Source organism: Bradyrhizobium sp. GW821-FHT13H05 (assembly GCF_058804065.1).
In genome coordinates, this window is sequence record NZ_JBXAPO010000019.1 from 45,599 (window position 1) to 63,080 (window position 17,482).

Annotated in this window: 15 protein-coding genes; 12 read left to right on the top strand and 3 right to left on the bottom strand. The window is 63.1% G+C overall.

The features are described from left to right. Positions 1–51: 51 nt before the first annotated feature. From AC1RR3_RS34695 to AC1RR3_RS34730, 8 genes are all read left to right on the top strand, one after another. The gene (locus AC1RR3_RS34695; RefSeq protein ID WP_492829150.1) at positions 52–606 is read left to right on the top strand and encodes a DUF3455 domain-containing protein; all 555 of its coding nucleotides are present in this window, start codon (positions 52–54) and stop codon (positions 604–606) included. 51 nt (positions 607–657) lie between these two features. Next, positions 658–906 (top strand): DUF6894 family protein, encoded by a 249-nt coding sequence (locus AC1RR3_RS34700; RefSeq protein ID WP_492829152.1) that lies wholly within the window; start codon positions 658–660, stop codon positions 904–906. A 346-nt stretch (positions 907–1,252) separates the two neighbouring features. Then, entirely contained in the window at positions 1,253–3,490 is a 2,238-nt protein-coding gene (locus AC1RR3_RS34705) for an autotransporter family protein (RefSeq protein WP_492829154.1), read from the top strand. 144 nt (positions 3,491–3,634) lie between these two features. Further along, positions 3,635–4,753, top strand: coding sequence for a helix-turn-helix transcriptional regulator (locus tag AC1RR3_RS34710; RefSeq protein WP_492829156.1), 1,119 nt, complete (start codon positions 3,635–3,637; stop codon positions 4,751–4,753). A gap of 111 nt (positions 4,754–4,864) precedes the next feature. After that, complete coding sequence (locus AC1RR3_RS34715; protein WP_492829158.1) at positions 4,865–5,983, top strand: helix-turn-helix transcriptional regulator; 1,119 nt, start codon at positions 4,865–4,867, stop codon at positions 5,981–5,983. A 252-nt stretch (positions 5,984–6,235) separates the two neighbouring features. Beyond that, positions 6,236–6,472: a hypothetical protein gene (locus AC1RR3_RS34720; protein ID WP_492829160.1), complete on the top strand. Its 237-nt coding sequence runs from the start codon at positions 6,236–6,238 to the stop codon at positions 6,470–6,472. After that, a complete protein-coding gene (locus AC1RR3_RS34725; protein WP_492829162.1) occupies positions 6,411–6,650 on the top strand; it encodes a hypothetical protein in 240 nt (79 codons plus the stop codon). Before AC1RR3_RS34720 ends, AC1RR3_RS34725 begins: the two co-directional genes overlap by 62 nt. Before the next feature lie 16 nt (positions 6,651–6,666). Then, entirely contained in the window at positions 6,667–7,395 is a 729-nt protein-coding gene (locus tag AC1RR3_RS34730) for a sulfite exporter TauE/SafE family protein (protein ID WP_492829164.1), read from the top strand. Here the strand turns inward: AC1RR3_RS34730 and AC1RR3_RS34735 are convergent. Next, positions 7,392–10,595, bottom strand: a complete 3,204-nt coding sequence (locus AC1RR3_RS34735) for an efflux RND transporter permease subunit (protein WP_492829166.1) — start codon at positions 10,593–10,595, stop codon at positions 7,392–7,394. The two genes, AC1RR3_RS34730 and AC1RR3_RS34735, sit on opposite strands and share 4 nt — an antisense overlap. Positions 10,596–10,759: 164 nt before the next feature. Next, complete coding sequence (locus AC1RR3_RS34740; RefSeq protein ID WP_492829168.1) at positions 10,760–12,004, bottom strand: efflux RND transporter periplasmic adaptor subunit; 1,245 nt, start codon at positions 12,002–12,004, stop codon at positions 10,760–10,762. Positions 12,005–12,205: 201 nt separating this feature from the next. On the opposite strand from AC1RR3_RS34740, the gene AC1RR3_RS34745 reads away from it, so the two are divergent. The 4 genes from AC1RR3_RS34745 to AC1RR3_RS34760 all read left to right on the top strand — a co-directional run bounded on the left by AC1RR3_RS34745 (position 12,206) and on the right by AC1RR3_RS34760 (position 15,358). Next, positions 12,206–12,844 (top strand): TetR/AcrR family transcriptional regulator, encoded by a 639-nt coding sequence (locus AC1RR3_RS34745; protein WP_492829170.1) that lies wholly within the window; start codon positions 12,206–12,208, stop codon positions 12,842–12,844. Positions 12,845–13,151: 307 nt separating this feature from the next. Further along, positions 13,152–14,546 carry an NAD(P)-binding protein gene (locus AC1RR3_RS34750; protein WP_492829172.1) on the top strand — a complete coding sequence of 465 codons (1,395 nt, stop codon included), beginning with the start codon at positions 13,152–13,154 and terminating at the stop codon, positions 14,544–14,546. A gap of 282 nt (positions 14,547–14,828) precedes the next feature. Further along, the gene (locus AC1RR3_RS34755) at positions 14,829–15,134 is read left to right on the top strand and encodes a hypothetical protein (RefSeq protein WP_492829174.1); all 306 of its coding nucleotides are present in this window, start codon (positions 14,829–14,831) and stop codon (positions 15,132–15,134) included. A 41-nt stretch (positions 15,135–15,175) separates the two neighbouring features. Further along, positions 15,176–15,358: a hypothetical protein gene (locus AC1RR3_RS34760; protein WP_492829176.1), complete on the top strand. Its 183-nt coding sequence runs from the start codon at positions 15,176–15,178 to the stop codon at positions 15,356–15,358. A 154-nt stretch (positions 15,359–15,512) separates the two neighbouring features. Here the strand turns inward: AC1RR3_RS34760 and AC1RR3_RS34765 are convergent, their stop codons facing one another. Beyond that, positions 15,513–17,009: an amidase gene (locus tag AC1RR3_RS34765; protein WP_492829178.1), complete on the bottom strand. Its 1,497-nt coding sequence runs from the start codon at positions 17,007–17,009 to the stop codon at positions 15,513–15,515. Positions 17,010–17,482 lie beyond the last annotated feature (473 nt).

Below are 17,482 nucleotides of genomic sequence, written 5' to 3' on the forward strand. Positions count from 1 at the left end.
CCGGCTGAATTCCAATCAACTGCCATTTCACCCAGGCGAAAGGGATTTGACATGATCCTTGATCGACAAGTCGTGACCATTGCGCGGGCATGGGTTCGCGGTCTCGTTCTCGCGAGCCTGCTGCAGGGATCGTCCGTCCTGGCGGCAACGCCCGATGAGATCAGGGTTGCCGGCGAAATTCCCGGCACCGCGCTCCACGCCGAGGGCGCGCAGATCTATGAGTGCCTGCCCGACGGCGCGAACCAGCTCGTCTGGCAGGCGCGCGAGCCTGCCGCCACGCTGATGGATGGCGACAATTCGGTCGGGCGCCACTATGCCGCGCTGCATTGGGAGACGGTCGACGCACGCACGCTGGTGTGGGAGCACAAGGACGGCAGCTCGGTCAAAGCCAGGATCGTGGCGCGCGCCGCGGACCGCACGGAGGACGATCTTCCCTGGCTCAAATTCGGCGCCGTCACCCAGACCGGCAACGGCCTGTTCTACGGCGTGACCCACGTCCAACGGATCAACACGCAAGGCGGGATGGCGAGGGGATCGTGTTCGCAGGCAGGCGCCTATCGCAGCGTGCCGTATTCGGCCGATTACGTCTTCTGGCGCGCGGAGTAGATCATGATGCAGCGTGACGTGCGGCGCCGGCGTTCGAAGCCGGAGTCTTGAATGCGCCGTTTCTTCTTCGACCTCCTGGTCGGCAATGTCGTGAAGATCGACCCGGGCGGCATGGTGTTCGAACATGCCAAGGCGACCATCGTCGTTGCTGACGAGATGGCGCGGCATCTGTTCGTCTGGCGTGACGATCTGCGTGATCGCGACGCCTGGATTCGCGTCAGGGACAACAGCGGGCGCGAGATCTATCGCGCCGCGGTGTGGGCCGAAAGCACGGAGAGGGCGGGCTGGGACCAGGTGTGAGCAGTGCGGGTGGTGTCGCAACTTAGCACCACTTCCCAGCGAAACGCGTTCGGTTCGTTCTGGGCCGTGATCCGGTCGTATCAGTCCAAGTCGGATGAAGGGTGTCTTTCTACCTTGGCGTTTGGCGATTCAGAGGCCGCCGCGCCGTCCTCCTCCAATCGGAGGAGGTCGGCGCAACAAGTCTGCATGCCCACTGGGCCAGGGCCTCGACCGGGGGACGAAAATGAAACGAAGGCTTCTGGCGACCGTCGGCCACCGTCTGCTGCGGGTCTTCGCGACTGCGCTCATGATAGCGCCATGGATTATGACCGGGCCCGCGGAAGCCGCATGCACACCGGCGGCACCGGTGAACGATGCAACCGTCGTCTGCACGGGGGCCACCCTGAATGCCAATGGTACCAACGGCTACGGTAGCGTGAACGATATGCGCAACACCTACAGGATAGGTGAGGGCGCCTCGTTGACGGGTAGCAACGACGGCCTGGTTCTCAGCTTCGGCACGGTCGAGAATCTTGGCACGATTCTAGGCAATGGCTTTTTCGGGATCGATGCCCACTCCGTGACCCTCACCAACAACGGCACCATCCGCGCGATGAATCTTGGGGGTGTCGGCGTGTCCGCTGACGCAGTCACCATCACGAACTCAGGCCTGATCGATGCACCGGCATTCGGCATCCGGGGCGCGAACTCCGCCAATGTGACCAACACCGTCGGCGGGATCATCCAGGCTACCGGCGTTGATGGCGTAGCCATATCCAGTCGGATGGCCGTTGTGGTGAACTCCGGAACGATTTCCGGCACCGTCGACGGCGTGTTCGCCGACGACACCGCGACGATCACCAACGCCGGCATGATCGGCGGAGGCACGTATGGCATCCGCGCGGGCCTGACCGCAAACATTGTCAACAGCGGCACGATCGATGGCACGTCCATCGGGATCTCCGTCCCGACGCTCAACTTGACCAACGCGGGCCAGATTTCGTCAATCTCCGGTGTCGGCGTGGGCGCCACCACGCTCAATCTCGACAATTCAGGGACAATAACCGGAATCCAGGCGATCAGCGCGGCCGCGGCGACCGTCAACAATTCCGGAACGATTACCGGATTCAGTCAAGGCATCAATGCAAACCAGGCCACCGTGAATAACACCGGTCTCATTCAGGCCACCGCAGGAACTGCCATCGTCACGGTGGGCAGGGGCAACATCTACAACGCCGGCGCGATCATCGGCGGCATCGGCATCTTCTCGGGCGATGCGGCGACGATCACGAACTCCGGTACGATCACCGGCACCGGCGGCACCGCGGTCAAGCTGTCGAACGCGGCCGACACGCTGACGCTGTTGCCGGGCTCGAAGATCAACGGCGTGGTCGATTTCGGCTCCGGTAACGACGTCGTCAACGTCAATCTCGCGCCGAGCAGCAAGGTATCGTCGCTGACGAGTGTGACGCTGCCGACCTTCGCCAACTTCAACGGCACCATCAACACCATCACGTCGGGGGGCGGCTTCAACGGTCCGTCGGTCGTCTCCGGCTTCACACTTGCAACACTCGACCCCACCGCGCTGGCGCAAACCGACCGCACGTTGATGGATTTCACCGGCGGCGTGTCCTCTCTGGTGCAGGGCCGCCTGAACGGCGGTGCCGGCCCAGCCGGCAGCAACATGATGGCGATGGCGTACGCACCCGAGACCTCGCAGGCCGGTCCCTTCACCAAGGCGCCGCGCAGCCTCTGGACCAATCCTGCGCCGATCACGGTCTGGGCCAACAGCTTTGGCGGCCAGCGCATCCAGGACGAAACCACGTCAACGCTGCGCGCGAGCTCGACCGCCTGGGGCGGCGCCATCGGCGTCGATCGCAAGGTGCGGCCGAACTGGCTGGTCGGCGCTTTCCTCGGCGGCGGGCAGGGTGGTCTCTCGGTGGCTCTCAACTCGCAATCGGTCGATACGAATTATGTCTTCGTCGGCGCCTACAGCCGGTTCGAATGGGCCGCGCAGTTCTTCGACTTCACGATCCAGGGCGGCAATGCCGACAACAGATCGCGCCGCCTTGTGCTGAACAATGCTGCGGTCGGTGGCATGGAGACGGCGAGTGCGAACTACAGCGGCTGGTACATCAGCCCGGAGGTCGCCTACGGCACCAAGCTCGAGATCGGCAACGGCTATCTGCTGACGCCGACGGCACGGCTGCGCTACGTCGCCGGCCGGTTCGACGGCTACAGCGAAACCGGCTCGGCGCAGGGGCTCTCGGTCGGCGCCCGCACGCTCCAGGACTTCGAGGAGCGCGGCGAGGTCGATCTCTCCCGGGTGACGAGTCTGGCCGGCGGCGAGCTCAAGGCCAACATCCATGGCGGTGTCATCGCGCTTCAGCGTGTGGGCGACACCACCATCAACACGGTGCTGCTCGGCCAGAGCCTGTCCTTCGTGACGCCCGGCAGCCGCAGCACGGTCGGCGCCGTCGCCGGATTCGGCTTCGACTACCGCACGATCAGGAACGTGTCCGTGTTCGGCGCGGTCGAGGGCATGATGATGTCCGACCAGAGCCGCACCGGCACAGCGAGGGGAGGTGTTCGCGTCGCGTTCTGAGCCGGCACCCAGCCCTGGCGGCTTGAACGCGACGCCCGCCGGCCGGGCACGATCCGCCCGGCCGGCGCCTCCTCCGATCGGAGGATGCCGCGTGCGGTGGTTGTGGTACGCTTGGTGATATTATCACTCAGGCCATTCACAGCCATGCACGGTCCTCGAAAGCTGCCGGAACTGGTCGAGTCCATCTATGATGCGGGGCTCGATCCTTCGCTATGGAAGGACGTCGTCACCGGCATCCGCGATTTCGTCGGCGGACAGGCCTGCGGGTTGTTTTCCAAGGATTCGATCAGCAAGTTCGGCGTCACTCATTATTACTGCGGGGCCGATCCGCACTACATCCAGCTCTATTCCGACACCCACTCGAAGTTCGATCCGCTGACGGTGCTGCCGCCACACGGCCAGATTGTGAGCATTCCGGAGCTCGTCAATTTCGATGAGTATCGGCGCGGGCGCTTCTACCAGGAATGGATGCGGCCGCAGGGGTGTAGCGACGCGGCCAATGTCGTGCTCGACAAGTCGAATGCGAGCTGCCCGGTGATGATGACGGTGTTGTCGGGCCGGCGCATGGTCGATCCCGCGATGAAGCATCGTCTCTCGCTGATTGTCCCGCACGCCAGTCGTGCGCTGCTGATCAACCGCGCCATCGATTCGAAATTGACGCTGGCGACGGCGCTGGCCGACGTCCTGGACAATCTGGCATCGGGCATCTTCCTGCTCGATGCGTCCTGCCGCCTGGTACACGCCAATTCCGCGGGGCACGCCTTGCTGGCGGCCGACGATTTGGTCCGGTCCGTTGCCGGGCAGCTCGTAACCTGCAGCGCGGAGGCCAATCAGACTCTGCGCGAAGCGTTTGCGACCCGCAGCGACGTTGCCCTTCTTGCGGCAAGAGATCGGGCGATTCCGCTGCTTTCACCCGGCGACGAGCGTTACGTCGCGCATATCCTGCCGCTATCCTCCGTGCTTCGGAACGGCAGTGAGCGGGCGGCGGATGCCGTTGGGGCTCTGCTCCTGCGCAAGGTGTCGCTCGGCGGACAGTCCTATGGCGACTTGATCGCGCGGACCTTCGATCTGACGCCGGCCGAGCTGCGCGTGTTCCTGTCGATCGTAGAAGTTGGTGGCGTGCCGGAGACGGCGGCAGCGCTGGGAATCGCGGAAACGACGGCGAAGACGCATCTGCACCGCGTCTTCGCCAAGACCGGCGTGTCCCGGCAGGCCGATCTCGTCAAGCTAGCGGCTGGATTTTCAAATCCGCTCGTCAACTGACAGGTAAAATCGCGGTCGGAGCTGAACCTTTTGCTTCCGCGAATGACTCACCTATGCCGCCGGGCATGAAGAACATTTCGCCATCTCCGTGTTTGACCATTGGCTCTTCCGATGCCCCGACCTCCAAAACATTCCGAGCTGATCGAGAGCATCTATGACGCCGGTCTCCATCCTGAGTTGTGGGGCGACGTGGTCGTCATGCTTAACGCGTTCATCGGCAGTCAGGCCTGCGGCCTGATTTCGAAGGACCCGGTCAGCAAATCAGGCGCGACGCATTATTATTGCGGGGTCGATCCGCACTACATCCAGCTCTATGCCGAGACTTACGCCCAATACGATCCGCTCGCACGGCTTCCTCGCTATGGCGAGGTGCGCAACATTCCGGATCTCGTGAATTTCGACGAGTATCGCCGGGGCCGCTTCTATCAGGAATGGCTTCGGCCACAGGGCTGCGCCGATGTCGCCAACGTGGTGCTGGAGCAGTCGAAGTCACCCTGTCCGATGTTGCTGACCGTGATCCCGGGCAGGGAGATGCTCGATGTGGAGAAGCGGGCGAAAATGCAGGCCGTCGTCCCGCATGCAAGCCGGGCCCTGATGATCAATCGGGCGATCGAGCGGAAGCAGCAGCGCGCGACCGCGCTCGCCGATGTCGTGGACCGGCTGAATGCCGGCGTCATCCTGCTCGATACGGCCTGCAACATCGTCCACAGCAATCCGGTCGCGGAGACGTTGCTGGCGGCGGATGATTTTCTAAGGCGCGTCGCGGGCCGGCTGGTGGCAAGGCCTGCCGCGGCAAATTCGGCCCTGCGTGCGATCTTCCGCGACGCTGGGGAGGTCGCCCTGGCGGCGGCTTCGGGCCAGAAGATTTCGCTGATGTCCCAGGATGGTTCCCACTACGTCGCGCATGTCATCGCGCTGCCGTCGGTGCTGCGTGAAGGCGCCGCGGAGCGCACCTCGGCCGTCGGAGCCCTGTTCGTCTGGAAGGCGGAGCTCGACGGCCGCTCATGCGCTGATATGATCGACCGCACGTTCGAACTCACGCCTGCGGAACTCAGGGTTCTGCAATCGATCGTCGACATCGGCGGCGTGCCGGAGACGGCGATTGCGCTCGGCATCGCCGAGACGACGGTGAAGACGCATCTGCATCGCGTCTACGCCAAGACGGGTGTCTCCCGCCAAGCCGATCTCGTCAAGCTTGCAGCCGGATTCTCCAATCCGCTCGTGCACTGACGCGCCATCGACGCGCGCGGGCTGGTCGCTGCAGCTCGCAATAGGTTCAAACAGCAGCATCATCAGAAAGTTATCGCGCGTCATTCGATTGAATGACGCGATGTGACGCGTTCTCTTTTACGAGACGTCACACGGTCTCTTGTTCGATGCGTTCGATCCCTGTGTGAAGCAACTCACTGCAAGCGAAACTGAATCCCGTCAATCTCTCGTGCAGGTTGAGAGGAGATTGTCATGCGAACGAGGTTCCCGAATTTGGCTGACAAGTTCCGCAACATCGTCGCGCGCGTAGGCGCGGCGTTCCGCGAGCAGCGCGAGATCGAGGCGCGGCGCGCATTGCGGCGCTACCGCCATCTGCTGGAGCAACCGCACGAAACATTGCCTTTGAAGGAAATTGGTCCGGTCAGCAACGAAGAGGATATTTCAGGACATGCCCACGGATTTGATGCGCGCGAGCGCGCCGCCGGCCACCCCACGTTCGAAGGTGCGTAACGCCAACATCGTCGCGGTCGCGCTGACCGCAGCACTCGTCACGCTTCAGTTGTTCGGGCTCGCGATGCTGGAGCGGTCGCACGCGCAGCCGGCCTCGCCGTCGCAGGTGTATCAAGGCGACGCCGTGCTCTGCACCGGCAGCGCCGAGGTCCCGGTCCCACAATCGCCTTACGATTGATCCGGGAGGATGCATCGTGCCTGACATCGCAACCAGCCTTCTGCTCAGTGTCGCCGTGTTTGCAGGCGCCTTCGTTTCGGGGCTCTCGGGCTTCGCGTTCTCCGCGGTGGCAGGCGCCATTCTGCTGCGGGTGTTTCAGCCGCTGGAGGCCGTGCCGCTGATGATGGCGTGCAGCATCGGCGTGCAGGCGACCAATCTGTGGGCGCTCCGGCGCAGCATCCGCTGGGAAGGCAGCCTGCTGCTGATCGTCGGCGGATTGATCGGTGTGCCCATCGCTGTCTCGCTGTTGCAGAGCACGGACACGCATCTGCTCCGCCGCGGTTTTGGTGTCATCGTCGCGCTCTATGCGGCCTATATGCTGTTGCGGCCAACGCTGGTGACAGCGGGGGAAGCGGTCGGCAGACACTGGGTCGCTTTGATCGGGTTCGGAGGAGGGCTGGTCGGTGGTCTCACGGCCATGCCCGGCGCGATCCCGACGATCTGGTGCGACATGCGCGGCATGCCCAAGAGCGAGCAGCGTGGCCTGGTGCAGCCCTTCATTGCGGCGATGCAGGTCTTCGCGATCGCGCTGCTGGTCGGACACCAGGATCTGTCGTCAAAGGTCTTCGTCGACCTTGCGATCAGCCTGCCGGCTCTCTTTGCAGGATCTGCGCTCGGCGTGATCGCCTTTCACCGGGTCAACGAGACGGTCTTTCGCAAGACCGTGCTCGTTCTGTTGTTGATCTCGGGGATTTCCCTGATCTAGTGCCCCGCGCCCTCGTGGCGTAGCTCCTGCACCGGCGCCGCGCTGATGTCGCTGCCATGATGCACCAGCGGCTTGTTGCCGGTGACGGTCCGCAGCAGCACATAGAACACCGGCGTCAGGAACAGGCCGAACACGGTGACGCCGATCATGCCGGAGAACACGGCAACGCCCATCGCGCGCCGCATCTCGGAGCCGGCGCCGGTGGAGAGCACCAGCGGCAGCACGCCCATGATGAACGCCATCGACGTCATCAGGATCGGGCGCAGCCGCAGCCGGCTCGCCTCGATTGCGGCCCGGATCGGCGTGCGACCGGCGAATTCGAGCTCGCGCGCGAATTCGACGATCAGGATCGCATTCTTGGCCGAGAGCCCGACGAGCACGATCAGGCCGATTTGGGTGAAGACGTTGTTGTCGCCCTTGGAGATCCAGACGCCGAACATCGCCGCGAGCAGGCCCATCGGCACGATCATGATGATCGAGAGCGGTAGGGTCAGGCTCTCATAGAGCGCGGCCAGCACCAGGAACACCAAGAGGATCGCCAGCGGGAACACCCACAAGCCGGAATTGCCGGCGATGAATTCCTGATAGGTCAGGTCGGTCCATTCGAAGGCAAAGCCGGGCGGCAACGTCTCCGCCGCGATCCGCGTCGCGACTTCCTGGGCCTGGCCCGACGAGAAGCCGGGCGCCGCGGCCGCGTTGATGTCGGACGACAGGAACCCGTTGTAGCGGATCGCGCGCTCAGGCCCCGCGCTCTGGCGGATCTTGAGCAGCGCCGACAGTGGCACCATGTCGCCGGAGGACGAGCGCACCTTCAACTGCCTGATGTCGTCGGCACGCGCGCGGAACGGCGCGTCGGCCTGGACATAGACGGAGTAGGTACGGCCAAACTTGTTGAAGTCGTTGACGTAGTAGGAGCCGAGATAAATCTGGAGCGTGTTGAACACCTCCGTTACGGGCACGCCAAGCTGGAGCGCCTTGGTGCGGTCGATGTCGGCGAACAGCTGGGGCACGTTGACCTGGAAGCTCGAGAACACGCCGGCGATCTCCGGCGCCTTCTGCATCGCCGCCATGAACGCCTTGGTCGCTTCGTTCAGCGCGTCATAACCGAGACCGGCGCGGTCCTCGATCTGCAGCTTGAAGCCGCCGATGGTGCCGAGGCCGTTGACCGGCGGCGGCGGGAACATGGCGATGAAGGCTTCCTGGATCCCAGCGTATTTCTTGTTGAGATCGGCCGCGATGGCATTTCCGCTCAGGGCCGGACTCTTGCGTTCGTCGAACGGCTTCAGCGTCGAGAACACGATGCCCGCATTTGACGAGTTGGTGAATCCGGCGATCGACAGGCCGGGGAATGCGACAGAGCTTTCCACACCGGGCTGGGTCAGCGCGATGTCGCTCATCTTGCGGATCACCTCTTCGGTGCGGTCGAGCGCGGCACCATCGGGCAGGCGCGAGAAGCCGACCAGATATTGCTTGTCCTGGCCCGGCACGAATCCACCAGGCACCTGCTGGAACAGGAAGGCGGTCACGCCGACCAGGATCACATAGAGGCCCATCACCGCGGCCTTGCCCGAGATCACCTTGGTGACGGTGCCGCTGTAATTCTCCGAGGAGCGTGTGAACGCCTTGTTGAAGCCGCGGAAGAACCAGCCAAGGCTCTTCTCCATGATGATCGTCAGCCGGTCTTTCGGCTCGTTATGGCCCTTCAGCAGCAGCGCCGACAGCGCTGGCGACAGCGTCAGCGAATTGACGGCCGAGATCACGGTCGAGATCGCAATCGTCAGCGCGAACTGCTTGTAGAACTGCCCGGTAAGGCCCGAGATGAAGGCGAGCGGCACGAATACCGCGATCAGAACCATCGCGATCGCGATGATCGGGCCCGAGACCTCGCGCATCGCCTGATAGGTCGCGTCGCGCGGCGACAGCCCGCCCTCGATATTGCGCTCGACGTTCTCGACCACGACGATGGCGTCGTCGACGACGATGCCGATCGCCAGCACGAGGCCGAACAGGCTGAGCGCGTTGATGGAGAAGCCGAACAGATGCATCACCGCAAACGTGCCGACGATCGACACCGGCACCGCCAGCAGCGGGATGATCGAGGCCCGCCAGGTCTGGAGGAACAGGATCACGACCAGCACCACCAGCGCGATTGCCTCCAGCAGCGTGTGGATCACGGCCTCGATCGAGGAGCGCACGAACTGGGTGGGGTCGTAGACGATCTGATAGGACACGCCCTCCGGCATGTTCTTCTTGATCTCGGCCATGGTGGCGCGGACGTGATCGGAAATCTCCAGCGCGTTGGAGCCGGGCGCCTGGAAAATCGGGATCGCGACCGCCTGCTTGTTGTCGAGCAGCGAGCGCAGACCGTATTCGGAGGCGCCAAGCTCGATGCGCGCGACGTCACGCAGCCGCACGACTTCGCCGCGCGTGCCGGTCTTGACCACGATGTCGCCGAACTGTTCCTCGTTCGCGAGCCGTCCTTCCGCATTGACCGACATTTGCAGGTCGATACCCCTGACGTTCGGGGAGGAGCCGACCACGCCGGCGGCGGCCTCGACGTTCTGCGCCTGGATCGCCCGCACAATGTCGCTCGCGGTCAGGCCATGCTCGGCCGCCTTCTGCGGATCGACCCAGACCCGCATCGAATAGTCGCCGGCGCCATAAAGCTGGACGTCGCCGACGCCGTCGATCCGCGCCAGCCGGTCCTTGACGTTGAGCACCGCATAGTTGCGCAAATACGTCATGTCGTAGCGGCCGTTGGGCGACAGCAGATGCACGACCATGGTGAGGTCGGGCGACGACTTCTTGGTGATGATGCCGAGCTGGCGTACCACTGCGGGGAGGCGCGGCTCGGCCTGCTGCACGCGGTTCTGCACCAGCTGCGTCGCCTTGTCGGGGTCGGTGCCGAGCCGGAACGTCACCGTCAGCGTCATCGCGCCGTCGGTGGTCGCCTGGCTCGACATGTACAGCATGCCTTCGACGCCGTTGATCTGCTCCTCGATCGGTGTTGCCACCGTCTCCGCGATCACCTTCGGGTTGGCGCCGGGATAGGTCGCGCGGACCAGCACCGAGGGCGGCACCACGTCGGGATATTCCGAGATCGGCATTGCGAACAGCGAGATCAGCCCGGCGAGGAAGATCAGGACCGACAGCACGCCGGCGAAAATCGGACGATCGATGAAGAATTTTGAGAGATTCATGGCCTTGCCCCTGGGCAATATCGTGCGGTTCTCCGACCGCGCCGCCGTCATTCCGGGGCGTGGGCGAAGCCCGCGAACCCGGAATCCAGAAGTGAGATGGTCGGAGCTTCGTAAGTTCGAGATCCCGGGTTCGCGCTAAGCGCGCCCCGGGATGACAGAAAGCACTAGCGTTGCACCACGTCCTGGTTGCTGTGGTTGGAAGCCTGCTGCGGCCCGCGCGCGCCCATTGCCGCGATTTCGGTCTTGAGGAGGGCGCCGGGACGCACGCGCTGCAGGCCGTTGACGACGATGCGGTCGCCGGGCTTCAGCCCGGCCGTCACGATGCGAAGGCCGTCGACGGAGCCGCCGAGCGTGATCGGCCGGTAGACCGCGCGGCTGTCGTCGCCGACCCCCATCACGAACTTCTTGTCCTGGTCGGTGCCGATCGCGCGCTCGTCGATCATGACCAGCGCCTGCTGCTTCGGCTGGCCCATGCGCACGCGGGCGAACTGGCCGGGGATCAAACGCCCGTCCTCATTCCTGAATACCGCACGGACGCGAATGGTGCCGCTCTGGCCGTTGACCTGGTTGTCGATGAGCTGGATGTGGCCCTTCGCCGAGAGGCCGCCTGAGGTCGCCATCTCCACCGGGATCTGGTCGAGATTGCCGCGCTTGCCGGAGGCATCCGCGATCGAGTTCAGCGCCCGCAGTACGACCTCCTCATCGGCGTCGAACGACGCGTAGATCGGATTGACCGAGACCAGCGAGGTCAGCACCGGGGACGCGGTGCCGGCGGCGACGAGATTGCCGACGGTGATCTCGATCTTGCCGACGCGGCCGTCCACGGGCGCACGCACCTCGGTGTAGTCGAGATTGAGCTTTGCGGTCTGGAGCGTAGCCTCGGCCGCCTTCACATTGGCGATGGCCTCGCGATTGGCGTTGTCGCGCTGGTCGTAGTCACGCCGCGTGACCACGGCGTTACCGACCAGCTGCGCGCCACGCTCGAGCTCACTCTGCGTAAATACAACGCGTGCTTTCGCCGCTTCGAGCTGGGCGGCGGCCTTGTCGACCTCGGCCGCGTAGGGCGCCGGATCGATCCTGAACAGAACATCGCCGGCCTTCACCAGCGCACCTTCGGTGAAGTTCGTCGACATGATCGCACCGGCGACACGCGGGCGAAGCTCGACGCGTTGGATGGCTTCGAGCCGACCGGAGAAATCGTCCCACAGCACGGTCTGCTTTGGCTCGATCAGCGCGACGGTGACGGGGACGGCTTGCTCGGCCGCGGCCGCCGTAGCGGTTGCCTGCGCGGCCCGAAAGTAGTGGCCGGTCGCGATCGAGCCGGTAACAGCGAGGGCGCCCACGATGGCGACGCCGCCGAGAAGGCGGCGGATACGGCCGCTGCGGGGGGAGTTTTGCGAGGGATGCATTTGCGCGCTCCAGATATGTAGTGTTCACTACAGATGTGGAGCTGGATGCCGCAGTGCAAGATACTTATGTACCATTCACTAAGAAAATTGTAGCCGCTTACCGCAAGAGTTGGCAAGCGGAAGAGAAAATAAAGTGAGAACAAATAGATAGGATCTGGCGTTAGGTTCAGGGACGGCGCCGATTTCGAGGAGAACAGGCACATGGGCATGGGACGCCCCCGCGAATTCGACGCAGAAACGGCGTTGGACCAGGCGATGGAAGTGTTTTGGCGCCATGGCTATGAGGGCGCCACCATCGCCCAGCTCACCGAGGCCATGGGCATCAATCCCCCGAGCCTTTACGCCTGCTTCGGCAACAAGGAGGGCCTGCTGAAGGCGGCGCTCGACCGTTACACCAAGCTGCGCGGTGCCTGGATCGACGAGATCGTCGCCGAGCCCACCGCGCGTGATGTCGCCGAGCGGATGCTGATGGGCATCGCCGAGAAGCAGACCGATCCCGCCAATCCGCCCGGCTGCCTGCTGGTGCAGGGCGGGATTGCCTGCGGCACCGGCTCCGAAAACGTCCCCTTCGAGCTCGCCGCCCGCCGCGCCGAGAATGAAGACCAGCTCCGCGACCGCTTTGTCCGCGCCAAGGCCGAAGGCGATCTCAAGCCGACATCCGATCCTGCCGCGCTCGCGCGCTATGTCATGGCGGTGTCCGTCGGCATGGGCGTGATGGCGTCCTCAGGCTCGGACCGCGAGGCGTTGCGGCAGGTGGCTGATGTCGCGGTGCAGGCGGTCGAGGCGCAGTCGGCCGAGAGGACGTCGAGGGTCGCTCATAAGACCAATGTCGGCGCCTGAGGGAGGAATCAATCTTCTGATGGGCCAGCGCATTGCCGATTGTGACCCTTAGCCGAAGATCAATTGAGCGCGTATTCATGTCCGCTATCAGGGCCAAACCGGACGCCGATCCAACTTGGCGTCCACCGCCGCTTTTGACCCACAGCGGACATTCCAGCAATAGGATTATGCGAGTTTCTGCACGGGCGCCCATTTCCATTCTATGATGACCACGACATAATTTCCGCAAACGGCAATCCCGTCTGCATGCGGAAAATACTGCTGCATGTGGCAAGGCCATCCGAGGAACAGCGGCTGGAGGATAGCGATGCTGACGACCGACTATCTGATCATCGGGAGCGGTGCCGTCGGCATGTCCTTCGCAGATCAGCTGTTGACCGACACGGATGCAAATATTGTCCTAGTGGATCGGCATCATATGCCGGGCGGCCACTGGAACGACGCCTATTCGTTTGTCCGTCTGCACGCACCATCCGCATTTTACGGCGTTGGCTCGCGCCAGCTGGGCAATCACCAGATCGACGTCTCCGGGCTTAACAAGGGGTACTACGAGCTGGCTTCGGGTGCAGAGATCGTGAGCTATTTCGACCGACTCGTGCAAGATCGCTTTCTGCCGTCGGGTCGCGTCCAGTATTTTCCGATGTGTGACTATTTGGGAGACGGACGATTTGTTTCCCTCCTTTCGGGCACAGTCCAGCAGGTCGCGTGGAACAAGAGGCTTGTCGACACGACGTTTGTAGAAACCCAGGTACCTTCGACGCACACCCCTTCTTTTGAAGTCGCTGAAGGTGTCAAGCTCGTAACGCCGAACCTGTTGCCAATTGCGGCGCCTGGGCGCCAACGCTCCGTTATCTTGGGCGGCGGTAAGACAGCGATGGATGTCGGCATCTGGTTGCTGCAGATGGGCGCTCGATCAGAAAATATTCGATGGGTCGTACCGCGAGACTCCTGGCTGATAAATCGCGAGACAACTCAGCCCGGTGACGCGTTTTTTGCGCGTACCGTCGATGGAATGGTTCAGCACTTCGAGGCCGCAGCCGAAGCCACGTCAGTGGCCGATTACTTCGAGCGGTTGGAACAACTAGGTCAGATGCTGCGCATCGACCGCACTGTGTGGCCGACGGTATTTCGCGGCGCAACGCTCGCGATTCCTGAAGTGGAAGCCCTTAGCACCATCAAGGACGTCGTGCGCAAAGGACGCGTCAAACGGATTTCGCGAGACGCGATTGTCCTTGAGCAAGGCATAGTCGATGGAACGCCGGACGATCTCTATGTGGATTGCACGGCGAAGGGTTTCAGGAGGCGTCCTCCAGTTCCGGTCTTCAACGGGGATCGGATCACGCCTCAGATGGTGCGGCCCGGACGTTTCAGCTTCAGTGCTGCATTCATCGCACATGTTGAGGCGGTCTATGACGATGACGCGACGAAGAACGACATTTGTGTGCCGATTGCGACACCTGACGTTGCTGCGGATCGGCTTAGAAACGTCCTGTCGGACTTGCGAAATGGACAACGGTGGGCGGCCGAAAAAGCGCTAGGTCCGTGGGTCGCCGATCACAGGCTATCAGGCGCGGGATTCCCGGATACGGGCGCCGCGTCTAGCCCTGAAGGCAAACGCGTTCTTGAACGTCTGCGCGAAGCCCGCCCGCGAGCGACGGAAAACCTGGCGCGGCTTGTCGCCGAACTTGATGGGCCTCTCTAGGTTTGTGACGGCGTGAATCGACGTCAGTTGTTGGCCCATCAGCGAAGTGGCGGCGCACCTCGTGGAGGTCCGCTTATTGGGGCACGGCGAACTAGATTTGCTCAGGCTGAGTTCTTCTCAGTTTGACCCAAAGCAGACTCACACTAGCGCTCACTTCGTGCCCGGTTCATCGGATCTGACGCTTTTAAGCAATCGCCGCAACCAAAGCTAAACCAAGCACGTAAGCGAGAAATTCACCCGCTCCTTCTACCCAAGGTCGCGGTAAAGGCGGGAGATTGCCTGATGTACTTCCTCACTGCCTGCTTGATCGTAGGAGCCCTGAGTGCCCACGTATCGTCTCGTCGGCCCTGGAACTTGTTGCAGGACTTTCGTGTTGCCAGCGCGACTCAGCGGCTCGCGGCGCGGCGGCGTGCGCTTTTGCCGGTGCTCTGCTTGGGATTTTTTCTGCTGCTGATGCTTCTATTAGGTCGCGTTCTAGGTTCGGAATTTACTGCCGTCACAGCGGACTGTTTGGTATTACTCGTTTCGATTTTTGCCGGATTGTTTATCGGCGTATTCGGTGTCATCGCCGCGACGGACCGTCGTTGATATGATCCCGCAAAATCGCGCAGGCCAATGAAAGCTCATTAATGGGCACCATTTATGCGATGCTGGTGATCACTACGTTCGTTCTAGGGTTTGTCGCAACCGTCCTGTGGGGGGCAGATTTCGAATGGCTTGGGCGAGATGTCGAGGATGCCTACATCTTCAAGATGGTTGGCATCGGACTGGTCGTGTTCTTCTTAAGCGCAATTACCTGCCACCTCATCTGAGGTCCTACAAACTGGACGGTGTTGCGCCTCAACATCAGCTTCTGGCCCTTCGGCGACATCGGAAGATGCTCCTTCTCCGCCGCTGTCGGGGTTTGAGCCGACATCAGGCGGCCAGCCGCTGAACGAGTCCGTGGCATGGTCGGCCTGGCGCGGGTTACTTTGCAGCCAGCCCCGGCGGCGGGACGAAGCCGCCGAATTCCCGTTCGATCAATCCGGCCAGCGCGATCGTCGTGCGATCCTCGAGATAAGGCCCGATAATCTGCACGCCGACCGGCAGGCCAGACGGCGTGCGCTCGATCGGAACGGCGGTTGCCGGCAGACCGCAGGTCGAAGCGGGGTCGGCCCAGATGAAACACGCATCCGAATAGTTGTAGAGCTTTCCGTCGATGTCGAGCTGCCGCGCGTCGAACGGCTCGGACTGGTCGTGCGGGAAGGCCGGCACGGCTGCAACCGGGTAGATCACGGCGTCGACGTCGCGGAAGAACTGCAGCCACTTCTGTTGCAGCTGAAGGCGGGCGGCGTCGATCGCCAGCCACTCGCGATGGAGCATGCCCCAGCCGCGGGCGCGTTCGGCCTGCAGGCTGCGGTCATCGGGCGAGAGGCCTGCGGCAATTGCTTGCGCTTCTGCGAGGGCGACGGGTGTCAGGCGCGGGCTTCGCGCAGCGTTCAACAGTCTCATGTAGAGCCGTGCGGAATCGGCGAGATCGGGCAGCGACGCACTCGTGTGCGCGACACGCGCACCCGATCGTTCGAGCTGCTGCGCCAGCCGTCCGATGGCGGAGCGCACGGCATCGCCCGTCGGCATCAGCGGATGGGTGTCGATCACGAGGATCCTGAAATCCTGGAGATCGCTATGGCGCGGAGCCGGCAATGCAAGGCGATAGCCGATCCCGTCGCGCGTCTCGTCGGGACCGGCAATCACGTCGAGCGACAATGCGAGGTCCGAGGCGGTGCGCGCCATCGGCCCGACGACGGCAAGATCGCCCTGGCTCGGGACGGGCGGTGCTGGCGGCAGGCTGTAGCCGCGCAGCGGGACCAGGCCGAGGCTCGGCTTGTGCCCGAACACGCCGCAGAAATGCGCGGGCACCCGGATCGAGCCGCCGATATCCGAGCCGATCGAGAGCGGGCCGAACCCCGCGGCCAGCGCCGCGCCCGATCCACCCGAGGAGCCGCCGGGCGAGCGGCCGAGGTCCCACGGATTGTTGGTCGCCCCGTAGATTTCGTTGTAGCTCTGGAAATCCCTGAGGCCGATCGGGATGTTGGTCTTGCCGATGATGATGGCGCCAGCCGCCTTCAGCCGCGAGACGACGAGGGCATCTTCCTTTGGTTGAAAATCCCTGAAATGCGGAAAGCCCCAAGTGGTCGGCAGGCCGGCGACGTTGAACGGCTCTTTGAGGGACACGGGAATGCCGAGCAGCGGCAGCCGCTCGCCGCGGCCCAGCGCGGCATCGGCGGCGCGCGCGGCGTCCCGAGCGCGGTCGAAATCGCGAACGATGATCGCGTTGATCCGGCCGTCCAGCGCCTCGATGCGGGCGATCGTATGCGCGAGCAATTCCGATGCGGATATTTTTCGCGCGTGGAGTGCGCTCAGCAGTGCGCCGATCGAGCCATAGTCCACGTCAGCGCCATCCACGATCATCATGAACTCCATTGTATCTCATTGCCGCGTCGAAGCTATTCCCGTGGCAGATGGCTCGGGGCATCGAACGTGCGATCTTGAAAGGGGATGAGAAGGGCCGTGCAACGGGCCTCAGACCTGCCCGCCGATTTGGGGAACAGCGCCGTTCGAAACGACCATGCCTTCCGAACGGTTAATGGCCCCGCTGCGGCGGCGACCCCACGGTCGGCGATGATGCAATTATGCTCCTGTTTTGCCCGACGGAGCAAGTGAATATTTCGCTCTTACCGAATTTTGGAAAGACCAATGATTTCGATCAGATCCCTACTGTGCATGGGGTTGTTTTCGCATTTTTTGCCGGAGCGTCACCGCGCCGCATGGTTCGGGGCGTGAGGCCGCCCATATCGGACCGGACCTCCTAAGAATTTTTACACACAGTTCTGGCACGCTCCGCGCGTCAATATCCGCAACCTGCATCGTCGCCTCTCATTGCGCGCACGAAAAGA

Bases quoted from the DNA above. Each gene is read 5' to 3' on its own strand.
- AC1RR3_RS34695 (WP_492829150.1), top strand. From the start codon at position 52: ATGATCCTTGATCGACAAGTCGTGACCATTGCGCGGGCATGGGTTCGC.
- AC1RR3_RS34710 (WP_492829156.1), top strand. From the start codon at position 3,635: ATGCACGGTCCTCGAAAGCTGCCGGAACTGGTCGAGTCCATCTATGAT.
- AC1RR3_RS34745 (WP_492829170.1), top strand. From the start codon at position 12,206: ATGGGCATGGGACGCCCCCGCGAATTCGACGCAGAAACGGCGTTGGAC.
- AC1RR3_RS34760 (WP_492829176.1), top strand. From the start codon at position 15,176: ATGGGCACCATTTATGCGATGCTGGTGATCACTACGTTCGTTCTAGGG.
- AC1RR3_RS34715 (WP_492829158.1), top strand. From the start codon at position 4,865: ATGCCCCGACCTCCAAAACATTCCGAGCTGATCGAGAGCATCTATGAC.
- AC1RR3_RS34700 (WP_492829152.1), top strand. From the start codon at position 658: ATGCGCCGTTTCTTCTTCGACCTCCTGGTCGGCAATGTCGTGAAGATC.
- AC1RR3_RS34750 (WP_492829172.1), top strand. From the start codon at position 13,152: ATGCTGACGACCGACTATCTGATCATCGGGAGCGGTGCCGTCGGCATG.
- AC1RR3_RS34740 (WP_492829168.1), bottom strand. From the start codon at position 12,004: ATGCATCCCTCGCAAAACTCCCCCCGCAGCGGCCGTATCCGCCGCCTT.
- AC1RR3_RS34765 (WP_492829178.1), bottom strand. From the start codon at position 17,009: ATGGAGTTCATGATGATCGTGGATGGCGCTGACGTGGACTATGGCTCG.
- AC1RR3_RS34725 (WP_492829162.1), top strand. From the start codon at position 6,411: ATGCCCACGGATTTGATGCGCGCGAGCGCGCCGCCGGCCACCCCACGT.
- AC1RR3_RS34735 (WP_492829166.1), bottom strand. From the start codon at position 10,595: ATGAATCTCTCAAAATTCTTCATCGATCGTCCGATTTTCGCCGGCGTG.
- AC1RR3_RS34755 (WP_492829174.1), top strand. From the start codon at position 14,829: ATGTACTTCCTCACTGCCTGCTTGATCGTAGGAGCCCTGAGTGCCCAC.